The 20,340-nt window shown below is 70.5% G+C and carries 22 protein-coding genes; 5 read left to right on the top strand and 17 right to left on the bottom strand.

Annotation, left to right across the window (positions count from 1 at the left end; genetic code table 11):
• The 4 genes from QZ500_RS16135 to QZ500_RS16120 all read left to right on the top strand — a co-directional run.
• Positions 1-281, top strand: a 281-nt coding sequence (locus tag QZ500_RS16135; protein ID WP_295856539.1) for an ABC transporter ATP-binding protein, incomplete at its 5' end; no start/stop codon positions are given.
• 94 nt (positions 282-375) lie between these two features.
• Positions 376-1,863 carry an ABC transporter substrate-binding protein gene (locus tag QZ500_RS16130; protein ID WP_295856538.1) on the top strand — a complete coding sequence of 496 codons (1,488 nt, stop codon included), beginning with the start codon at positions 376-378 and terminating at the stop codon, positions 1,861-1,863.
• Positions 1,854-3,317 (top strand): amidase, encoded by a 1,464-nt coding sequence (locus QZ500_RS16125; protein WP_295856536.1) that lies wholly within the window; start codon positions 1,854-1,856, stop codon positions 3,315-3,317. Before QZ500_RS16130 ends, QZ500_RS16125 begins: the two co-directional genes overlap by 10 nt.
• A 5-nt stretch (positions 3,318-3,322) precedes the next feature.
• Positions 3,323-3,577 carry a helix-turn-helix domain-containing protein gene (locus QZ500_RS16120; protein WP_295856534.1) on the top strand — a complete coding sequence of 85 codons (255 nt, stop codon included), beginning with the start codon at positions 3,323-3,325 and terminating at the stop codon, positions 3,575-3,577.
• An 11-nt stretch (positions 3,578-3,588) separates the two neighbouring features.
• On the opposite strand, the gene QZ500_RS16115 is transcribed toward QZ500_RS16120, so the two are convergent.
• The 6 genes from QZ500_RS16115 to folE all read right to left on the bottom strand — a co-directional run bounded on the left by QZ500_RS16115 (position 3,589) and on the right by folE (position 8,350).
• The gene (locus QZ500_RS16115; RefSeq protein WP_295856542.1) at positions 3,589-4,491 is read right to left on the bottom strand and encodes a 2-dehydropantoate 2-reductase; all 903 of its coding nucleotides are present in this window, start codon (positions 4,489-4,491) and stop codon (positions 3,589-3,591) included.
• A gap of 247 nt (positions 4,492-4,738) precedes the next feature.
• Positions 4,739-5,446, bottom strand: coding sequence for a histidine phosphatase family protein (locus QZ500_RS16110; protein WP_295856533.1), 708 nt, complete (start codon positions 5,444-5,446; stop codon positions 4,739-4,741).
• Between the two features lie 98 nt (positions 5,447-5,544).
• On the bottom strand, positions 5,545-5,748 hold the full coding sequence (locus QZ500_RS16105) for a hypothetical protein (protein WP_295856530.1): 204 nt from the start codon (positions 5,746-5,748) through the stop codon (positions 5,545-5,547).
• Positions 5,749-5,826: 78 nt separating this feature from the next.
• Complete coding sequence (locus tag QZ500_RS16100) at positions 5,827-6,714, bottom strand: DUF429 domain-containing protein (RefSeq protein ID WP_295856529.1); 888 nt, start codon at positions 6,712-6,714, stop codon at positions 5,827-5,829.
• Positions 6,711-7,592 (bottom strand): DMT family transporter, encoded by an 882-nt coding sequence (locus tag QZ500_RS16095; RefSeq protein ID WP_295856527.1) that lies wholly within the window; start codon positions 7,590-7,592, stop codon positions 6,711-6,713. Before QZ500_RS16095 ends, QZ500_RS16100 begins: the two co-directional genes overlap by 4 nt.
• A gap of 62 nt (positions 7,593-7,654) precedes the next feature.
• Positions 7,655-8,350: a GTP cyclohydrolase I gene (gene folE / locus QZ500_RS16090; RefSeq protein WP_295856525.1), complete on the bottom strand. Its 696-nt coding sequence runs from the start codon at positions 8,348-8,350 to the stop codon at positions 7,655-7,657.
• Positions 8,351-8,466: 116 nt separating this feature from the next.
• Here folE and QZ500_RS16085 point away from each other — a divergent pair, with 116 nt between their 5' ends.
• On the top strand, positions 8,467-10,134 hold the full coding sequence (locus tag QZ500_RS16085; RefSeq protein WP_295856523.1) for a tetratricopeptide repeat protein: 1,668 nt from the start codon (positions 8,467-8,469) through the stop codon (positions 10,132-10,134).
• A gap of 46 nt (positions 10,135-10,180) precedes the next feature.
• Here QZ500_RS16085 and nudB read toward each other — a convergent pair whose 3' ends face one another.
• The 11 genes from nudB to QZ500_RS16030 all read right to left on the bottom strand — a co-directional run bounded on the left by nudB (position 10,181) and on the right by QZ500_RS16030 (position 20,340).
• Positions 10,181-10,663 carry a dihydroneopterin triphosphate diphosphatase gene (gene nudB, locus QZ500_RS16080; RefSeq protein ID WP_295856520.1) on the bottom strand — a complete coding sequence of 161 codons (483 nt, stop codon included), beginning with the start codon at positions 10,661-10,663 and terminating at the stop codon, positions 10,181-10,183.
• An 89-nt stretch (positions 10,664-10,752) separates the two neighbouring features.
• Entirely contained in the window at positions 10,753-12,564 is a 1,812-nt protein-coding gene (gene aspS, locus QZ500_RS16075; RefSeq protein WP_295856518.1) for an aspartate--tRNA ligase, read from the bottom strand.
• 28 nt (positions 12,565-12,592) lie between these two features.
• On the bottom strand, positions 12,593-13,225 hold the full coding sequence (locus tag QZ500_RS16070) for a DUF502 domain-containing protein (protein ID WP_295856516.1): 633 nt from the start codon (positions 13,223-13,225) through the stop codon (positions 12,593-12,595).
• An 8-nt stretch (positions 13,226-13,233) separates the two neighbouring features.
• Entirely contained in the window at positions 13,234-13,572 is a 339-nt protein-coding gene (locus QZ500_RS16065) for an FmdB family zinc ribbon protein (protein ID WP_295856515.1), read from the bottom strand.
• 91 nt (positions 13,573-13,663) lie between these two features.
• Positions 13,664-15,109: a sodium:solute symporter family protein gene (locus QZ500_RS16060; RefSeq protein WP_295856514.1), complete on the bottom strand. Its 1,446-nt coding sequence runs from the start codon at positions 15,107-15,109 to the stop codon at positions 13,664-13,666.
• Positions 15,110-15,182: 73 nt separating this feature from the next.
• The gene (ubiB, locus tag QZ500_RS16055; RefSeq protein ID WP_295856511.1) at positions 15,183-16,751 is read right to left on the bottom strand and encodes a ubiquinone biosynthesis regulatory protein kinase UbiB; all 1,569 of its coding nucleotides are present in this window, start codon (positions 16,749-16,751) and stop codon (positions 15,183-15,185) included.
• A gap of 4 nt (positions 16,752-16,755) precedes the next feature.
• Positions 16,756-17,325 carry an SCP2 sterol-binding domain-containing protein gene (locus QZ500_RS16050; protein WP_295856509.1) on the bottom strand — a complete coding sequence of 190 codons (570 nt, stop codon included), beginning with the start codon at positions 17,323-17,325 and terminating at the stop codon, positions 16,756-16,758.
• A gap of 76 nt (positions 17,326-17,401) precedes the next feature.
• Positions 17,402-18,466: a TIM44-like domain-containing protein gene (locus QZ500_RS16045; RefSeq protein WP_295856507.1), complete on the bottom strand. Its 1,065-nt coding sequence runs from the start codon at positions 18,464-18,466 to the stop codon at positions 17,402-17,404.
• A gap of 40 nt (positions 18,467-18,506) precedes the next feature.
• Positions 18,507-19,238, bottom strand: coding sequence for a bifunctional demethylmenaquinone methyltransferase/2-methoxy-6-polyprenyl-1,4-benzoquinol methylase UbiE (gene ubiE, locus QZ500_RS16040; RefSeq protein WP_295856505.1), 732 nt, complete (start codon positions 19,236-19,238; stop codon positions 18,507-18,509).
• A gap of 207 nt (positions 19,239-19,445) precedes the next feature.
• Entirely contained in the window at positions 19,446-19,859 is a 414-nt protein-coding gene (locus QZ500_RS16035) for a DUF971 domain-containing protein (protein WP_295856503.1), read from the bottom strand.
• A gap of 37 nt (positions 19,860-19,896) precedes the next feature.
• Positions 19,897-20,340, bottom strand: coding sequence for an HIT family protein (locus QZ500_RS16030; RefSeq protein ID WP_295856502.1), 444 nt, complete (start codon positions 20,338-20,340; stop codon positions 19,897-19,899).

The following is a 20,340-nucleotide window of genomic DNA, read 5'->3' as shown; positions in this document are numbered from 1 at the left end:
TCGTGGCCGACGAGCCGGTGAGCGCGCTCGACGTCTCGGTGCAGGCCCAGGTTCTCAACCTGATGCAGGACCTGCGCGAGCGCCACGGTGCCGCCTACCTGCTGATCAGCCACGACCTGGCGGTGGTGCGGCACCTGTGCGACGAGGTCTGCGTGCTGCACCGCGGCGCCGTGGTCGAGCGCGGCACGCCGGACGCGCTGTTCGCCGGCGCGCAGCACCCCGTCACGCAAGCGCTGCTGGCCGCCGTGCCGACGCTCGCGCCGCCCGGCCGGGCGCGGTGATAACGTCGGCCCTGGCGGCGACCGGCTCCGCTGCCGGGCCGGTCCCGGCCCCGTCTGTCCCGTCCTCTTGTGCCGCTTTCCGGAGAACCCGCCCATGCTCGACCGCCGCACCCTCCTCGCGTCCACCGCCGCCCTGCCGCTGGCCGCCGCGCCGCTCGGCGCCCATGCCCAGCGCGCGAAAACCGCGGTCGTGCTCGGCATGACGCTGGAGCCGGTCGGCCTCGACCCGACCGCCGCCGCGGCCTCGTCGATCGCCGAGGTCACGCTCTACAACGTCTACGAGACGCTGACGAAGATCAACGCCGACGGCAGCGTCACCCCGCTGCTCGCCGAGGGCTGGGAGGTCTCGCCCGACCTGAAGACCACCACCTGGCGGCTGAAAAAGGGCGTGACCTTCCAGAACGGCGAGCCGTTCGACGCGCAGGCGGTCAAGTTCAGCTTCGAGCGCGCCGCCGGTGACAAGAGCACCAACAAGGACAGACGCACCTTCCAGAATCTGACGGTGCAGGTGGTGGACCCGCACACCGTCGTGCTGCTGCACAAGGAGATCGATCCGGACATCCCTTTCCTGCTCGGCCAGGCGACCGCGATCATCGTGGAGCCGAAGAGCGCGGACACCAACACGACCAAGCCGGTCGGCACCGGCCCCTACCGGCTCGAGGCCTTCAACCGCGGCGCCTCGCTGGTGCTGGTGGCCTGGGAGGGCTACCGCACGCCGGCCGCCGCGCGCATCCGCCGGGCCACCTTCCGCTTCATTTCTGACCAGGCGGCGCAGGCGGCGGCGCTGCTGTCGGGCGACGTGGACGCCTTCGCCCGCTTCGCCCCGCGCGGCGTGCCGCAGTTCAAGGCCAATCCGCGCTTCCAGGTGCTGGTCGGCGGCTCGCGCGCCAAGACGATCGTCGCGATCAACCACCGCCGGAAGCCGCTGGACGACCTGCGGGTGCGCCGCGCGATCCTGGCCGCGATCGACCGCCGCGCGATGGTCGAGGGCGCGGCCGACGGCTACGGCGTGCCGATTGGCAGCCACTACGTGCCCGGCGCGCCGGGCTATGTGGATACCACCGGCATCAACGCGTTCGACCTTGCGAAAGCGAAGGCCCTGCTGGCCGAGGCCGGCGTGAAGACGCCGCTGGAGCTCGCCGTCACGCTGCCGCCCACGCCCTACGCGCGCCAGGGCGGCGAGGTGCTCGCGGCCCAGCTCGCCAAGGTCGGCATCGTCTGCAAGCTGCAGAACGTCGAATGGGCGCAGTGGCTCTCCGGCACCTACGGCAACAAGCAGTACGACCTGTCGATCATTTCGCATGTGGAGCCGTTCGACCTGGGCAACTACGCCAAGCCGGACTACTACTGGGGCTACCAGAACAAGGCGTTCGACGCGCTCTACGACCGCATCCGCACCGCGCCGGTGGCGGCCGACCGGCTGCGGCTGCTCGGCGATGCGCAGCGGCTGCTGGCGACCGATGCGGCCAACGGCTTCCTGTACCAGCCGCAGTGGGTCACGGTCGCGAACAAGAACCTGAAGGGCCTCTGGAAAGATATGCCGATCTTCGTGAACGAACTGGCCGCGCTGCAATGGACCTGAGCACCACCACCGATGCCGCCCCGCCGGCCCCTCAAGCATCCGCGGAGAGCGGCGCCCTGCACACCCTGGGCGTCGCGGCCCTGCAGGCGGCCTACCGCGCAGGCGTGCTGTCGCCGGTCGAGGTGGTCCGCGCGGTCCTCGACCGCATGGACCGCTGCGAGCCGCAGCTACAGGCCACCTACCTGCTGCGGCCCGAGGCCGCGCTGGCGCAGGCCCGCGCATCGGAAGGGCGCTGGCGCGCCGGCGCGCCGCTCGGCCCGCTCGACGGCGTGCCGGTCACGCTGAAGGACAACATCGCGACCCGCGGCGACCCGATGCCGCTCGGCACCGCCGCCACCGCCCTGGTGCCGGCGGCCGACGACGCGCCGCCCGCCGCCCGGCTGCGCGAGGCCGGCACGGTGCTGGTCGCCAAGACCACCATGCCCGACTTCGGCATGCTGTCCTCGGGACTAAGCAGCTTCCATCCGCTCGCGCGCAACCCGTGGGACCTGTCGAAGACGCCCGGCGGCTCCAGCGCCGGCGCCGCCGCCGCCGCCGCGGCCGGCTACGGGCCGCTGCACCTGGGCACCGACATCGGCGGCTCGCTGCGGCTGCCCGCCGGCTGGTGCGGTGTGTTCACGCTCAAGCCGAGCCTGGGCCGGGTGCCGATCGACCCGCCGACCACCGGCCGCTGCGCCGGCCCGATCGCCCGGACCGCGGAAGACGCGGCCTGGATGATGCAGGCCCTGTCCCGCCCCGATACGCGCGACACCATGAGCCTGCCGCCCGCCGACATCGACTGGCCCGGCGCCTGCGCGCCGGGCGCCGAGGAACGGCTGCGCGGCCTCCGGATCGGCCTGCTGCTCGATGCCGGCTGCGGCCTGCCGGTGGAGACCGAGGTACGCGAGGCCATCGAGCGCGCCGCCCTGCTGTTGGAGCGCGCCGGCGCGGTTATCGAGCCGATGGCGCCATTCATGACCCAGGGGATGCTCGACGGCATGGACCGCTGGTGGCGGCTGCGCAGCCATCTCGACATGGCCGGCCTGCCGGCCGAGCGCAAGGCCCGGGTGCTGCCCTATATCCAGGCCTGGGCCGACAGCGCCGCCGGCATGACCGGACCCGAGGCGTACCAGGCACAGCACCAGTTCCACCTGACCCGCGTGGCGGCGGTGCGGGCCTGCGCCGCCTACGACTACATCGTCTCGCCGGTCGCGCCGATGCCGGCCTTCGCGGCGGAACTGCCCTCGCCCACCGACGACCCGATGCATCCGCTGGAGCACATCGGCTTCACCGTGCCGTTCAACATGTCGGAACAGCCGGCCGCATCGGTGAACTGCGGCTATACCCGCGCGGGGCTGCCGGTCGGGCTGCAGATCGTCGGGCCGCGCTTCGACGACGCCGGCGTGCTGCGCATCGCCCGGGCGTTCGAGGCGATCCGCGATCCGCAGCGGGCCTGGCCCGACCTCCTGGGCTGACCGCAATGGCACAGGGCAAACGCATCTCGGTCGACATCGACCCCGCCGCGCTGGAGGCGATCCGCGCCCTCGGCGCCGCGGCCAGGGCCGCGCGGCTGGCCGCGGGCGAGGGCCAGGCGGCGGCCGCCGCACGGCTCGGCGTGCACGTGCAGACCATCGGCCGCATCGAGTCCGGCGAGCCGGGCGTGGCGGTCGGCCACATCGTCGGGCTGCTGGCGCTGTACGGCGTGGCGGTGCAGGCGGACTCTCCGGCGGGCTGAGGCGGCGCCGGTCAGCCGGCCGCGGCCTGCTCCTCTTCCCGCGCCTTGACCAGCGCGCGCATCGCCCGGTTGACCGGCACCGGCACGCCGAGCGCGGCGCCGCGTGCGGCGATGAATCCGTTCAGGTGGTCCACCTCGCTCGGCTTTCCCCGCGCCAGATCCTGGGCGGTAGACGAGAACTGCGCCGGCATCGTCTCGGCGATGCGGGCCACGGCCGCCGGCACGTCGCCCGGCACCTGCACGCCGTCGGCCTTCGCCACCGCCAGGCATTCGGCGACCAGGTCGTCGATCACGCCGGGGATGCCCGGCACCTGCACCAGCCGGCCGTAGGGCAGCCGGGTGACGGCCGACAGCGCGTTGTAGGCGCAGTTGAGGATCAGCTTGGCCCACAGCGCGCCGCGGACGTCGGGCGACACGGTGGTCGGCACGCCGGCGGCTTCCAGCAGCGCGGCGACCGCTGCGCTCTGCGACGACGGCGCGATCACCAGTTCGCCCCGGCCGTTGTGTTTCACATGTCCGGGGCCGGCCATGGCGGAGGCGACGTAGACGACCGCGGCGGCCACTTCCTGCGGCACCGCGGCGCGCAGGCGGATGTCGTTGTCCACCCCGTTCTGCAGCGTCAGCAGCAGCGCACCGGGCGCGAGGTGCGGGCGCATCGCCTCGGCGGCGGCCTCGGTGTCGATGGACTTCACGCAGAACAGCACCAACTGCGCACCCGCGACCGCCGACGGCTCGGTGCTGGCGTCGAGCCGGATGCGCGCGTCGAAGGTCTGCGCCTCCAGCCGCAGGCCATCGCGGCGGATCGCGTCCACATGCGCCGGCCGGCCGATCAGCACCACGTCGTGGCCGGCGCGCGCGAGCATGCCGCCGTAGTAGCAGCCGACGGCACCGGCGCCCATGACGGCGATGCGGATGTGGGCGGGAAACGGTACGGCGGTGGACGGCATGCGGACAGCTCCAGCAAAAAAGAGAAGGTTGTCGAAGGCGCCGGACGGCGCGATCAAGCGGTGGCGCGGTGGCGCGGTGGCGCGGTGGCGCGGTGGCCGCCGATGCTACGGACGCCCGCTGACTGCCGCCATCGCCTTTGCGCCGGGGCGCATCGCCGATTGCGAAGGCGACGGCAACCGGTCCACCCTTCGGCCTTTCCCGCCGCTCCGGCGGTCAGCCCGACACCGGCGGCGGCGCCCCTTCGGTGGCAGCCGCCTCCCGTTCGCGCAGGTGGCGGGTCTGGTCGTACACCGGCTGCTGGGGCAGACCGTCCAGGTGGGCGACGTCGGCCCACTGCACGATCTCGATCGCGCCGTCGGCGGCGATGCGCACCCGGTTCACCCCGGCGTTCGGAATCTCGGCCATGCGCGGACCGTCCAGGCTCAGCGCGCGGGCCGTGCGGAACACCATGTCGAGCACGCCGCCGTGGGTGACCACCATCAGCGTGCGGCCCGCATGCGCCGCCGCGATCCGCCGCAGCGCGCCGACGGTGCGCTCGTGGAACTGGCGGGTGCTCTCGCCGCCGGGCAGCGCATGGTCGGCACGGAAGGCGAGCCAGCGCTCCCAGGCGTCGGGCATGCGGGCGCGGATTTCGGTGCCGGTCAGGCCCTCGGCCGCGCCGAACGCCTGCTCGCGCAGGTCGGCATCGGGCGCCGCCACCAGTCCGAGCCGTTCGGCCGGCGGCACGGCGGTCTGCCGGGCCCGCGTCAAGTCGCTGGTGAAGGCGAGGTCCACCGCCTCGCCCGCCATGCGGTCGGCCAGCCGCGCCGCCTGTGCGAGTCCCGCGGCATTCAACGGAACATCGGTCTGGCCCTGGAAGCGCAGCGCGCGGTTCCAGTCGGTTTCGCCGTGGCGGATCAGGAATAGGTCGGTGGTCGTCACGTCGGCATTGCGTTGGGAAAGGAAGGGGCGAACTGCGCCGCAGCGGCCGATGCGGCGGCGCGGTGCGTCAGGAAGGACATCGCATGCCGGCGTGCCGGTCAGAGGCGGATCAGGCGCAGCGGCCGGCTGCAGCCGGCGTCGACGAAGGGGCCGTCGCTGCGCGTCCAGCCGCTGCCGGGCGAGGTCTGGGCGCACACGTCGCGGGTACTGCCGGCGCTGCGCCACTGGTACCAGGGCGCGGGCGCCGCGCCGGCCAAGGGCAGCAGCGTCAGGGAGGCAGCGAGAAGGCACAGGGCACGCATGCGGTCGATGCTAACCCGCGGCACGATTTCATGCAGAAAATGGCCTCCAGCGCTTGCTGCACCTGCGCCATTTGCTATCTATTTCGTAGCATCCGCCGTCACGATCCAGCCCTCGAGCCGGTCGACGTCCGGCGGAAGGCCGAAGTCGGGCACCGCCGCCGCGCGGGCCCGGTCGCCCCAGGCGGCCTGCAGCAGGCAGAGCACCGCGTCGAGCGTGTCGCCGCTGGCGTCGGCGACCAGCGCGTCGTGCTGGGACGGCCGCAGCTGCAGCCGCAGCCCGATGCCGAGCGGTCCGGCCGGCCCGGCGCCGGTTTCCAGCGCGGCCAGCAGGTCCTTGCGGGCGATCAGGCGGTCGGGCGTCTGTTTGGCGCGGTCGTCGCTCTTATAGCTGCGCCGTCCCAGCACCTCGCGCGCCAGCAGGCCCGGATAGGCTTCCAGCGCCACCTTGCGGGCGTGCGGCGCCGGCGGCTCCACACCCACCAAGTGCGCGCCGGCCGCCCGCAGCAGCGGAACGCCCGCATGCAGCATGAACGCGACCGGCGGGTTCACCCATTTCATCGACGGACTGGAGCCGGCCGGCCCGTCGGTGCGGCGGTGGGCGAACTTGCCGCCCACCGGACGGGCGGCGCAGAAGGCGGCGAAGGTGGCGCGGATCGCCTCGCGCGGCAGCGCCGCGTAGTGGTCCATGCAGGCCGGCCAGTCGCGGGGCCAGCCGAGCGCCTCCACCAGTTCGCGCGGCAGGCCGAACGGCAGGTCGAAGCCGCCGAGCCAGTCGCCCGGCGCGGCCAGCCAGTCGCCGAAACCGCCGAGCGTCGGGAAGCGCAGCACCTCGCCGAGCCGCACGACGCTGCCGGCGCGCCGGCCGAGCGCCACCACGACCGGCTTGCGCGGCCCGGGTGCACTGGAGAAGTCGCAGCCGAAAAGCAGCGGCGCCTCCGGCGCGGACGGCGGCGGCGCGGCGCTCATCCCAGTCCCAGCGCGACCACGCCGGCCGCGATGCACACGGCGCCCAGCAGCCGCGGCAGCCGGTCGCCTTCGCCGAGCAGCCGGCCGCCGATCAGCGCGGCGAACAGCATCGACACCTCGCGCGCCGGCGCCACATGGGACAGCGGCGCGGTCTGCAGCGCATAGAGCACCAGCACGTACGACACCGGGCTGACCGTGCCGACCAGCAGCGCGTATTTCCACTGCGCACGCCAGAGCCGGCCGAGCGCCGGCCGGTCGCGTAGGACCGGCGGCGCGAGCAGCGCGATGCGCACGAAGTTGCCCATGTAGTCGATCAGGATCGGCGACAGCAGCAGCACCTTGACCGCATAGCCGTCGAGCACGGTGTAGGCCGCGATGAAGCCGCCGGTCGCCAGGCCCCAGCCCAGCCCCGCGTGCACCCGCGCGCGCCGTGCCGGGTCCTGGGCCGCGCGCAGCAGGCCCGGGCCGCCGGCGATCAGGAACACGCCGCCCGCCACCGCCGCGATGCCGGCCAGCCCGACGGGCGACAGCCGTTCGCCGAGCAGCAGCACCGCCACCGTCGACGACAGCAGCGGCCCTGACCCGCGCGCCACCGGATACACCACCGTCAGGTCGGCCCGCCGGTAGCCGCGCAGCAGCACGACGAAATACAGCACGTGGAGCAGGCCGCTGGCCGCCACGACGCCCCACTCCCGGGCGCCCCACGACGGCACCGCGTCGCGCCCGGCCCACCAGCCGACCGGCGCCCACACCACAGCCAGGCAGACGCCGGTGAAGAACACGAACCGTGCGTCGCCGCCCGCCTTCTTCGCGGCGATGTTCCATACCGCGTGGATCAGCCCGGCCAGCATCACCAGGCCGAAGGCGAGCGGTGTCACGGGGCGGGCCTACGGGGCGTGGGCACGGGCGGGTCAGGAGCCGGCGGAGCGCGGATGCGCGGTCAGCGCGGGATCAGCGACAGGAATTCGCGGCGCAGCGCGGTGTTTTCCAGGAAGGCGCCGCGCATCACCGAGTTGATCATCTTGCTGTCCATCTCCTTCACGCCGCGCCAGGACATGCAGTAGTGGCTCGCCTCCATCACCACCGCCAGGCCGTCGGGCATGGTCTTCTTCTCGATCAGGTCGGCCAACTGCACCACCGCTTCCTCCTGGATCTGCGGGCGGTTCATGATCCAGTCCACCAGCCGTGCGTATTTCGACAGCCCGATCACGTTGGTGCCCTTGTTGGGCAGGATGCCCATCCAGATCCGGCCGATCACCGGGCAGAAATGGTGGCTGCAGGCGCTGCGGACCGTGATCGGGCCGACGATCATCAGCTCGTTCAGATGCTCGGCGTTCGGGAACTCGGTGATCCGCGGCGGCGCCACGTAGCGGCCGCCGAAGACTTCCTGCAGGTACATCTTGGCGACCCGGCGCGCAGTGTCGGCGGTGTTGTGGTCGCTCTGCGTGTCGATCACCAGGCTGTCGAGCACGCCCTGCATCTTCTCCTGCACCTCGTCGAGGAGCCGCTCGATGTCGCCCGGATGCAGGAATTCGGCGATGTTGTCGTTGGCGTGGAAGCGCTGGCCCGCCGCGGCCAGGCGTTCGCGGATCTTGACCGACATCGGCGTCCCGTCTTGGGGATCGTCTGTATTCATGGGTGGTGTCTGCCTTCTGTAGGATCGGCACGATGGTAGCGGCTCGACCCGTGCGCCTACACTGGCGGGGGCATGCAACTTGCGTGGCCACCCTGCGAACCTCCTGAGGCCTTCCGATGACCGGTCCCATCCTGCAGCCGATTTCCGAGTGCCGCGCGCTCGTCATCGATGGCAATCCGACCTCGCGCAGCATCCTGGTGTCGCAGCTGCGCGACTACGGCATCGGCAAGATCATGCAGTGCCATCGCGCGACCGATGCCCGGGCCAAGCTCGAACATGCGCAGTTCGAGTTCGTGCTGTGCGAACAGTCGTTCCACGATGCGGCGCAGTCCGGCCAGGCGCTGCTCGACGATCTCCGCCGGGCGCAGCTGCTGCCCTTCTCCACCGTGTTCTTCATGGTGACCAGCGAGGCGTCCTATTCGATCGTCGCCGAGGCGGCCGAATCGGCCCTCGACGGCTACCTGCTCAAACCCTTCACCACCTCCACGCTGTTCGAGCGGCTCAACATCGCCCGCGCCCGCAAGGCGCACCTGAAGCCGATCTTCTCGGCCATCGAGGCCGGCGATTTCGACCGGGCGGCCGAACTGTGCGTGCAGCGTTTCGAGAAGCGCGAACCCTACTGGCTGTACGCGGCGCGCATCGGCACCGAGCTGCTGCTGCGCGCCAACCGCCACGACGAGGCGCGCACCCTGTTCGAGGCGGTGATCGCTGCCAAGGCCCTGCCCTGGGCCAAGCTCGGCGTGGCGCGGGCACAGCTCGAATCCGGGCAGACGGTGCGGGCGCTCAACACCCTGGAGCGGCTGGTCGGCGAGGACAGCGGTTTCGCCGACGCCTACGACGTGATGGGCAGCGCCCAGGTCGAGCTCGGCAAGTTCGACGAGGCGCTCGAGACCTACCGGATGGCCGCCGAACTCACGCCCGGCTCGGTGGTGCGGCTGCAGAAGCACGGGATGATGGCGTACTACATGGGCGACCGCGAGACCGCGGCCCGGGTGCTGTCTCGCGCCGCCACCATCGGCTGCGACTCCAAGATGTTCGACGCGCAGTCGCTGGTACTGCTCGCCTTCGCCTCGTTCCAGGACGGCGACCGCCGCATGCTCGACCGCTGCATGTCCGACTTCCAGCGGCTGCGCGAAAAGCAGATGGACGACCTGCGGCTGCGCCGTTTTGCCGAAGTGGTGGAGACGCTGCAGCTGATCCGCGCCCGGCAGTTCAGCGCGGCGGTGCAGGCGGCACGGGCGCTGGCCGACGACATCCGGTCGGCGACCTTCGATTTCGAGGCGGCCTGCAACCTCGGAGGCCTGCTGTCGGTGCTGGCCGCGACCTCGATCGCGCTCGACCAGAACGACCAGTGGATCCGCGCCATCGGCCTGCGCTACGCCAGTTCGCGCAGCCTGGGCGAACTGCTGGCCAGCGCCAGCATCGCCCATCCGCCGAATGCCGAGATGCTCCGGCAGTGCCATGCGCAGATCAACAAGATGGCCGAATCCGCCATGTCGCTCAGCCTGGGCGGTAACCCGACCGGCGCGGTGCAGAGCCTGCTGCAGGCCGGCCAGGACACACTGAACGCGAAGCTCGCCGACGTCGCGCACCAGGTGCTCGGCCGACATGCCGCCCGGATCGCCGAGGCGCCGGCCCTGCAGGAGCGGGTCGATGTGCTGCGCACCGCCTGCGGCGCCCAGCCGCGCCGCGCCGCGCTGAGCCAGGACCGCCACCGGCAACCGGGCGGGCTCAGCCTGCGAGTGGGCGCACCGCCGGCGGCGCTGGAAGCCGCGACGCCCTGAAGCCGGCGCCGCCAACCGCCGGACCTGCCTGCTCCGCCCCGGGCGACTACCGTCCGGCGAACCGCGGCAGCATCAGAACGGCTTCGGCATTCGACGGCGAATAGCAGCGGTCGGCCGCCTCCCGCCAGGGCCACCAGGCCATCGCCGTGTGTTCGCGCGGTGCCAGCTGCACCGCCGTGCCGGCCGGCACTTCCAGCCCGAACAGATGCTCGGTGTTCTCCGCGACGTCCGGCGCATAGCGGTGGCGCCACTGCGGGTAGATCGGGTAGACGTTTTCGAGATGCCAGTCGACCAGCTGGCATCCGGGCGCCTGCACGTCGATGCCGGTTTCCTCCCGCACCTCGCGTGCGGCGGTCGCGGCGAAAGGCTCGTCGGCCGCGTCCTTGCTGCCGGTCACCGACTGCCAGAAGCCGGGCGTGTCGGCGCGCTCGATGAGCAGCACGTCCAGCGCCGGCGTGTGGATCACGACCAGCACCGACTGCGGCAGTTTCCAGAAGCGTGCGGAGGATGCGGGAACGGCAGGTGTCATGGCGCGTGCGGTGCGGTCGTGCGGGAGACGCAAAAAAAAAGGCGGCGGGCCTCGCAGCCCGCCGCCTGTCGAGGGGTCGTCCCCGCGCCTCAGGCCGCAGCCGCCTGCACGTTGCGCAGGCGGATGTGCAGTTCGCGCAGCTGCTTCTCGTCCACCGGGCTCGGCGCCTGGGTCAGCAGGCACTGGGCGCGCTGGGTCTTCGGGAAGGCGATCACGTCGCGGATCGATTCGGCACCGGTCATCAGCGTGACGATGCGGTCCAGCCCGAACGCCAGGCCGCCATGCGGCGGCGCGCCGTACTGCAGCGCGTCCAGCAGGAAGCCGAACTTCTGCTGCGCTTCCTCGGGCGAGATCTTGAGCGCGTCGAACACCTTCTGCTGCACGTCGGCGCGGTGGATACGGACGGAGCCGCCGCCCATCTCCCAGCCGTTGAGCACCATGTCGTAGCCCTTGGAAATGCAGCGGCCGGGGTCGGTGACCATCCAGTCCTCGTGGCCGTCCTTCGGCGCGGTGAACGGGTGGTGCACCGCGTTCCAGCGGTCGGCCTCGTCGTCGTACTCGAACATCGGGAAGTCCACCACCCACAGCGGTGCCCAGCGGCTCTCGAACAGGCCGTTGGCCTTGCCGAAGGCGCTGTGGCCGATCTTGAGGCGCAGCGCACCGATCGCGTCGTTGACGACCTTTTCCTTGTCGGCACCGAAGAACAGCAGGTCGCCGTCCTGGGCGCCGGTGCGCTGCAGGATCTCGGCGATCGCCGCGTCGTGGATGTTCTTGACGATCGGGGATTGCAGGCCGTCACGGCCCTTCGCCGCTTCGTTGACCTTGATGTAGGCCAGACCCTTGGCGCCGTAGATCTTGACGAACTCGGTGTAGCCGTCGATCTCGCCGCGCGACAGGCCGCCGGTCTCGCGCGCACCGCCCGGCACGCGCAGGGCGACGACACGGCCGCCCTTCATGTTGGCCGCACCCGAGAAGACCTTGAAGTCCACGTCCTTCATCACCTCGGTCAGCTCGGTGAATTCGAGTTTGACGCGCAGGTCTGGCTTGTCGGAGCCGTAGCGCAGCGCAGCTTCCTGGTAGGTCATGACCGGGAACTCGCCCAAGTCCACACCCAGCGTGTTCTGGAACACTGTCTTGATCATGCCCTGGAACATGTCACGGATGTCTTCCTCGGTCAGGAACGAGGTCTCGATATCGATCTGGGTGAACTCCGGCTGGCGGTCGGCGCGCAGGTCCTCGTCGCGGAAGCACTTGGTGATCTGGTAGTAGCGGTCGAAGCCCGCGACCATCAGCAGCTGCTTGAACAGCTGCGGCGACTGGGGCAGCGCGAAGAACTGGCCGTCGTGCACCCGGCTCGGCACCAGGTAGTCGCGCGCGCCTTCGGGCGTGGACTTGGTCAGCATCGGCGTCTCGATGTCGATGAAGCCGTTGGCGTCCAGGAACTTGCGGACTTCCATCGCCACCTTGTAGCGCAGCATCAGGTTGTTCTGCATGTACGGGCGGCGCAGGTCCAGCACCCGGTGGGTCAGGCGGGTGGTCTCCGACAGGTTGTCGTCGTCGATCTGGAACGGCGGGGTGACCGACGCGTTGAGCACGGTCAGCTCGTAGGCCAGCACCTCGATCTTGCCGCTCTTCAGGTTGTCGTTGGTGGTGCCGTCCGGACGGGCGCGCACCAGGCCCTTGACCTGCACGCAGTATTCGTTGCGGACCTCTTCGGCCACCTTGAAGGTGTCGGCACGGTCGGGATCGCACACCACCTGCACGTAGCCTTCGCGGTCGCGCAGGTCGATGAAGATCACGCCGCCGTGGTCGCGGCGGCGGTTGACCCAGCCGCACAGGGTGACGGTCTGGCCCAGCAGGGCATCGGTCACGAGACCGCAGTAGTGGGAACGCATGGCCATGGTGGAATTCCGGCGCCGTCGCGGCGCGTTACGGGAGGGAGGGCGGGGTTTGCGGGGTCGGGCCGACCGGCACGACCACCCCCATGGAGACGATGTACTTGAGCGCCTCGTCGACGCTCGTGTCGAGCTCGATGCAGTCGCTGCGGCGCAGCATCACGAAATAGCCGCCCGTGGGGTTGGGCGTGGTGGGCACGTAGACGCTGAGGAAATCCTCGCGCAGGTAGGTCGCGACGTCGCCGCCCGGCGAGCCGGTCACGAAGCCGACGGTCCACACGCCCTCGCGCGGCCACTGCACCAGCACCGCGGTCCGAAAGGCGTTGCCGCTCTCGGAGAACAGCGTGTCCGACACCTGCTTGACGCTGCTGTAGATCGAGCGCACCACCGGGATGCGCACCAGCACCGCATCGCCCCATTTCACCAGCTTCTTGCCGACGAAGTTGCTGGTGACCGCGCCGACCAGCAACAGGATGAGCAGTGTGAGCAGCACCCCGAAGCCGGGGATGTGGAAACCGAGCAGCCGGTCCGGATGCCAGGCCTGCGGCAGGATGAGCAGCGTCTGGTCGAGCGTGCCGATGATCCAGTCGAGCACCCAGACGGTGATCGCCAGCGGCACGATCACCAGCAGGCCGGCGAATAGCCATTTGCGCAGCGGAGCGACCATCGGGTGCCTCAGTCGCCGCTCTTGGCGGGTGCAGGTGCCGCCGCCGGGGTGGGCGACGGGCTCGTGGCGGCGGGGGCCGGCGCCGGGGCAGCGCTACTGCTCGACGGTGTGCCGGACTCCGACGCACCGGCGGACTTCTCGCCGGCCGGCGCTGCGGCATTGCTGCCGCCGCGGAAATCGGTCACGTACCAGCCGGAGCCCTTCAACTGGAAGCCGGCTGCCGTCACCTGCTTGCGGAAGGTGTCGGCACCGCAGGCGGGACATTGCGTCAGCGGTGCGGCCGACATCTTCTGCAGAACGTCCTTGGCGAAACCGCAGGACTCGCACTTGTAGGCGTAGAGGGGCATGGCGGGAAGGGAAAAAGGGACCCGAAAAGGCGCGCCGGGCGCCTGTCGAAAAACCCTCGAGTATAGCGGCCGGGCCCCGCCCTCCCCCCCGTCAGGCCAGGCCTGCGACCGCCTGGTGCGGCACCCGGCGGTCCGCGATGCGCTGGGGTGCCAGCGAGCCCGCCACCATGCCCACGACCGCGCCCAGCACGCCGGCCAGCTGCGGCGGAAACACCGCGCCCCAGGGCGTCGCCAGGCAGGCGATCCAGCTGCCGAGGCCGAGCACGATCGAGAGCAGCGCCCCCTGCGTGCTGGCCCGGCGCCAGTAGAGCCCTGCCGTCAGCGGCACGAACGCACCGACCAGCGTCACCTGGTAGGCGCCGGACACCATTTCGTAGATCGAGGTGCCCTGCATCGCGATCGCATAGGCCAGCACGCAGCCGCTGAACAGCAGCACCGTGATCCGCATGGTGCGCAGGTTCTCCGCGTCGCTGCGGCCGGGCCGGAACTGCCGCCAGATGTTCTCGGTGAAGGTGACGCTGGGCGCCAGCAGCGTGGCCGACGCGGTGGACTTGATCGCGGACAGCAGCGCACCGAAGAACAGCACCTGCATCACGAAGGGCATGCGCTCCAGCACCAGGGTCGGCAGGACCTTCTGCGGATCGTCCTTCAGCAGCGCGGCAGCCTGCTCCGGCATGATCAGCAGCGCACTCGCGACCAGGAACATCGGCACGAAGGCAAACAGGATGTAGCAGACGCCGCCGATCACCGGGCCACGGGTCGCGGCCTTCAGACCGTTCGCCGACATCACCCGCTGGAACACGTCCTGCTGCGGGATCGAGCCCAGCATCATCGTGATCGCCGCGGCGAAAAAGAACAGGATGTCGTGCAGCTTCGGCTCGGGCCAGAAGTGGAACAGGTCGCGGCTGAGCGCGAAGGCGATCACCTTGTCGGCACCGCCCGCCATGTCGCCGGCGAACACGGCCAGGATGGTGAGGCCTGCCACCAGGATGATCATCTGGATGAAGTCGGTGATCGCCACCGACCACATGCCGCCGAAGAGCGTATAGGCGAGGATCGACACCACGCCGATCACCATGCCGGCCGGGACCGGGATGGCGCCGGCCGACAGCACGTTGAACACCAGCCCGAGCGCGGTCACCTGGGCCGACACCCATCCCAGGTAGCTGAGCATGATGATCAGCGAGCACAACACCTCCACCGCGCGGCCGTAGCGCTCGCGGTAGTAGTCGCTGATCGTCAGCAGCGTCATGCGGTAGAGCTTGGCCGCGAAGAACACGCCGACCAGGATCAGGCAGGTGCCGGCGCCGAACGGGTCCTCGACCACGTTCCCCAGGCCGCCTTCGATGAATTTCGCCGGGATGCCCAGCACCGTCTCGGAGCCGAACCAGGTCGCGAAGGTGGTGGTGACGATCATTGCCAGCGGCAGGCCGCGCCCGGCGATGGCGAAGTCGGCAGTCCCCTTGACGCGCCGCGCGGCCAGCAGGCCGATGCCGATGGTGACGAGCAGGTAGGCGAAGACAAGCGTCAGCAGCACGGCGGGCCTCGGTCGAAAAAAGCGGGATTATCGCCAAGCACGCGGCATGCCCGGCCCGCCCGCGGGCCCGCGGTCAGAACAGGCGCAGGCGCAGCAGCACCATCGTCGCGACCAGGCCGAGCAGGAATCCGACGCCGCCGTAGATCAGCGTCTGCAGCAGACGGTTGGTGCGGTGCTGGGCCTGCAGCAGTTCCTCCAGCTGCCGGCGGTGCAGGCCCGACGGCCGGTCCTGCAGGTATTCGTAGAGCAGCCGCGGCAGTTCCGGCAGCAGCTTGGCGTAACGCGGCGCCTGGTCGCGCAGTTCGGTCCAGAGCTTCTTCGGGCCGATCTGGTCGAGCATCCACTTCTCGAGGAACGGCTTGGCGGTGCTCCAGAGGTCGAGGTCCGGGTCGAGCTGGCGGCCGAGCCCCTCGATGTTGAGCAGCGTCTTCTGCAGCAGCACCAGCTGCGGCTGGATCTCGACCTGGAAGCGGCGCGAGGTCTGGAACAGCCGCATCAGCACCATGCCGAGCGAAAGCTCCTTCAGCGGCCGGTCGAAGTACGGCTCGCACACCGCGCGGATCGCGGACTCGAGTTCGTCGATCCGGGTGTTGGCGGGCACCCAGCCGGATTCGACGTGCAGCTCCGCCACCCGCTTGTAGTCGCGCCGGAAGAATGCGGTGAAGTTCTGCGCGAGGTAGTCCTTGTCGTATTCGGTCAGCGTGCCCACGATGCCGAAGTCGAGCAGCACATAGCGCCCCAGGCTGTCCGGCTCGACGCTCACCTGGATGTTGCCGGGGTGCATGTCGGCGTGGAAGAAGCCGTCGCGGAAGACCTGGGTGAAGAAAATCGTCACGCCGTCGCGCGCCAGCCGCTTGATGTCCACCCCGGCGGCATGCAGCCGGTCGACCTGGTTGATCGGCACGCCCTTCATGCGCTCCATCACCATCACGTCCGGATGGCAGAAGTCCCAGAACATCTCGGGGATCTGCACCAGGTCCAGGCCGTTCATGTTGCGGCGCAATTGCGCGGCGTTGGCCGCCTCGCGAATGAAGTCCAGCTCGTCGTGCAGGTACTTGTTGAATTCGGCGACGACCTCCCGCGGCTTCAACCGCTTGCCGTCGGCCGACAGCGATTCGACCCAGCCGGCCATCATCGACATCAGCGCCAGGTCCTTCTCGATCGTCGGCAGCATGCCCGGGCGGCGCACCTTGACCGCCACCTCCCGCTCGCGCCCGTCGGCGGTGCGCAGCGTGGCGAAGTGGACCTGCGCGATCGAGGCGCTCGCCACCGGCACCCGCTCGAAGCTGGTGAAGATCGCATCGATCGGCCGGCGGAAGGCCCGCTCGATCGCCGCGACCGCGATCTCCACAGGGAAAGGCGGTACCCGGTCCTGCAGGCGCGCGAGTTCGTCGGCGATGTCCGCCGGCATCAGGTCGCGCCGGGTGGACAGCACCTGGCCGAACTTCACGAAGATCGGGCCGAGCGATTCGAGGGCTTCGCGTAGGCGCTGCCCCCGCGGCGCGTCGAGCCGGCGGCCGGTGGTGATGATGCGGGTCAGGCGGCGCAGCCAGGGTTGGCGGAAGCTGGACAGGACCAGTTCGTCCAGGCCGTAGCGCAGGGCGATCCACAGGATGTAGATGCCCCGGAGGAAACGGGCCATGGGATCAGCCGCCCGCAGGCGGCGGCGGCGCGGAGGCTCCGGCGGCGGACGCGCCGCCGCGCTGGGCGACGAACTGCCGCAGCGACTGTGCGACCTTGCGGGCCACCTGCCCGATGCGGTGCGCCGGCACGTCGCCGATCAGGCGCGACAGGTCTTCCTCGACGTCCCAGCGGACGTTGTCGACCAGCCAGTTGATCTCGGCGGCCAATTGCACATCGCCTTCGATGCGCACGGCCGGCTTGGTGCCGCGCATCGCGGCCTGGGCGAGCGACAGCGGCGATTCGTCGGTCACGGTGAGCGTGAGGTCGGCGGGCGCTCCCGGCGCGGCCCGGTCGAGCAGGCCCGCCGGCGTGATCAGCAGCCGCAGCGAGAACTGGCGCCACTGCACCAGCGCCACGCGCCCCTTCTGCCGGGCCAGCCGCGCGGTGGCCTCGGGCTCCTGCTGCAGCACATGGTTGAGGAACAGCACGGCGCGGTGCTGTAACTCGTCGACCAGCCACTGCGGCGGCTGCAGGCTGCCGAGCCGGTCCATGAAGCCGTTCAGGAACGAAAAAGGGGACTGTGGTGTGACCATAGTCCCCGATTATTCATGGAAAGGTCCGCACGCCGGTGCGGACCGGTAACCGGCGGCGAACCGCCGGTTCGACGGCTTACTGCAGCGCCTGGACGCCCGCCACCAGCCAGCCGGACCGGCCGTCCTTCGGCTTGGCCATGTTCCACACTTCGCGGAACGGGCTCGGGCCGGCCGAGGGTTCCTCGCGGATCATGCCGGAGAACTCGACGCTCGCCAGGTACCCGTCCATGTCCTCCTCGATACCCAGCAGCTGGGCGTCGAGCATGACCACGTCGGTCTTGTTCGGCTTGCCGCCGGAGTGGCTCTCGCGCTCGGCGAGCTGGCTGCGGATCTCGCCGACCATGCTGTCGGTCATCATCGAGCGCAGTGTGGCCAGGTCGGAGCGGTCCCAGGCGTCCTGCAGCGTGACGAAGTTGCGCTTGGCGGCGACCAGGAAGCCTTCGGTGTCGAAGCCGGCAGGTACGCCCCAAGACTGGGTGCCGGCGAGGGCGCCGGTACCGGCAGCCGCCGTCGCGCCGCCCAGGGCGGAGCCGATGATCGAACCGCCGCCGACAGCACCGCCCTCGGCCGGGCGGGCGTCGAAGGCCGTGGCGCTGTTCTCCCACGGACGGGCCGACGCATCGTTGCCGACCTTCGCCGGGTTGTAGCTGCGCGGCACGTCGGCCACCGGTGCGCCGCTGCCCGCGCCCTGGAACGCGAACGGCGAGTTGCCGCCGGCGGACGCCGACTGCTGGCTGCGCCGGCGCATGATGAAGCCGACGATGCCCAGCACCACCATCGCGAGCAGGATGAACATCAACACCTGGCCGAAGGCCTCGCCGAAGCCGAGCGAATGGGCGAGCCACGCCAGGCCCAGGCCGGCCGCCAGGCCGCCGAGCATGCCGCCCCAGCGGCTGCGGGCCGGCTGCTGGGCCGCGGCGCCGGCAGCCGGTGCCGCATTCTGCTGCGCACCGGGGCGCGCGGCGGCATTGTTCTGCGGTGCGCCGGCGGGCGCGGCCGGCGGCGGGGTCGCCTGGCGCTGGGTGACGTTGGAGGACTGGCGGCCCATCGAGCCGCCGCCGCCGAGCCGGCGCGCGGCCTCGGCGTCGAAGCTGCCGAGCAGCAGGATGCCGACCAGTACGGCAGACCAGAGTTTCATCATGACGTTGCTCCTTTTATAGAGATGGGGCCGGAGGACGGTTTCAACACTTGATGCCGACATGCAGGGCGGCCACGCCGCCCGTGAGGTTGTGGTAGTCCACATGGCCGAAGCCGCTCTGCTGCATCAGCGCCTTGAGCGTGTGCTGGTCCGGATGCATGCGGATCGATTCGGCCAGGTAGCGGTAGCTCGCATCGTCGCCGGCCACGAACTTGCCGAGTGCGGGCAGGACCTTGAACGAATACCAGTCGTAGGCTTTTTCCAGCGGCTTGGCGACCTTCGAGAACTCGAGCACCAGCAGCTTGCCGCGCGGCTTGAGCACGCGGGCCATCTCGCGCAGTGCGACGTCCTTGTGGGTCATGTTGCGCAGGCCGAAGGCGACGCTGACCACATCGAAATGGTTGTCGGGGAACGGCAGCTGCTCGGCATCGCAGACGGCGGTGGGCAGCACCACGCCGGCATCGAGCAGGCGGTCGCGGCCGGTGGAAAGCATCGCGGCGTTGATGTCGGTGTGGACCACCCGGCCGCTGGCGCCCGCCTTCTTGGCGAAGGCCATCGCGAGATCGCCGGTGCCGCCGGCGATGTCGAGCACCTGGTAGCCCGGGCGCACGTCGGCCACCATCACGGTGTAGGCCTTCCATGCACGGTGCAGGCCGGCCGACATCAGGTCGTTCATCAGGTCGTACTTGGGTGCCACCGAATCGAACACGCCGCGCACGCGGCGCGCCTTGTCCTTCTCGTCGACCGACTGGAATCCGAAGTGGGTGGTACTCATGCCCACGATGCTAGGGGCTGCGCCCCCTGGCGCCGCGAGAGTCCTGCGGCCACGACAGGGATTAGCGGGCGCTGCAATCAAATAGATAGCAGCCTGCAGCGCCCGATCCGCCTACATTTATTGCTACTTAATTGGTAGCAAAAGTTTCCCGAGCGATGGCGCGCCGTCCGACACGACCTGCACCGCCGGTGCAGCGCAGCCACGCTCTCAGTGGCTGCCGCAGGCCGGCGCGCCGCGCTCAGGCATCGGCGCATCGCGGTCGCGGCCGGCGGCGGCCAGCCGGGCTTCGTAGTCGGCCCAGTGATGGTCCTGCCGGGCGCCGAGGTCGTACAGATAGTCCCAGGTGTAGATGCCGGTGTCGTGGCCGTCGGAGAAGACCGGCTTGACGCCGTAGTGCCCGACCGGCTCCAGCGCCACCACGCCGACCGCGCGCTTGCCGGTCTGCAGCGTCTCCTGGCCCGGCCCGTGGCCCTGCACCTCGGCCGACGGGGAACACACCCGCATCAGTTCGAACGGAATGCGGAAGGACGCGCCATCGGAAAACGCGATCTCCAGCACCCGCGAGCGGCCGTGCAGCGTGAGGGCGGTGGGCGTCGGGGCGCCCGGTGTCAGGCCGGCCATGCGGAAGATCCCGGTTCGAAAGTCGATGAAGCTGCCATCATGTCTCGCCGAAGGCGGCCTGGCAGCGGCGTGCGATCTCGGCGTCGGTGTCCGGCAGCCGTGCCGCGACCGCGGCTTCGTGCGCCGCATCGCGCGGGCGCTGCTCCAGCGCCCAGAGCGGCGCGGGAAAGCGGCTGTCCTCGGCATAGCGCGCGACGACGTGCCAGTGCAAGTGCGGCACCATGTTGCCGAGTGCGGCCAGGTTCACCTTGGTGGGCGCGAGCCGTTCGATCACCACCCGCTCGACCAGCGCGACCGCCTCCATGCAGTGCAGCCGGTCGGCCAGCGCGAGGTCGGAGAACTCGGCGACGTGGTCCTGCCAGACCACACGGTAGAACCCCGGGAAGCCGGGCTCGTCGGCGCGGATCACCCGCAGCCGCGCGCCCTGCCAGACCGGCGTGCCGCCGGCGGTGGTGCACAGCACGCAGGCGCGGGGCGGCAC

The organism is uncultured Xylophilus sp. (genome assembly GCA_913776965.1).
In the GTDB taxonomy this organism is placed as follows: Bacteria; Pseudomonadota; Gammaproteobacteria; order Burkholderiales; family Burkholderiaceae_C; genus Xylophilus.
The sequence above is the reverse complement of the archived record's forward strand: the minus strand, read 5'-3'. Positions and strand labels throughout refer to the sequence as shown.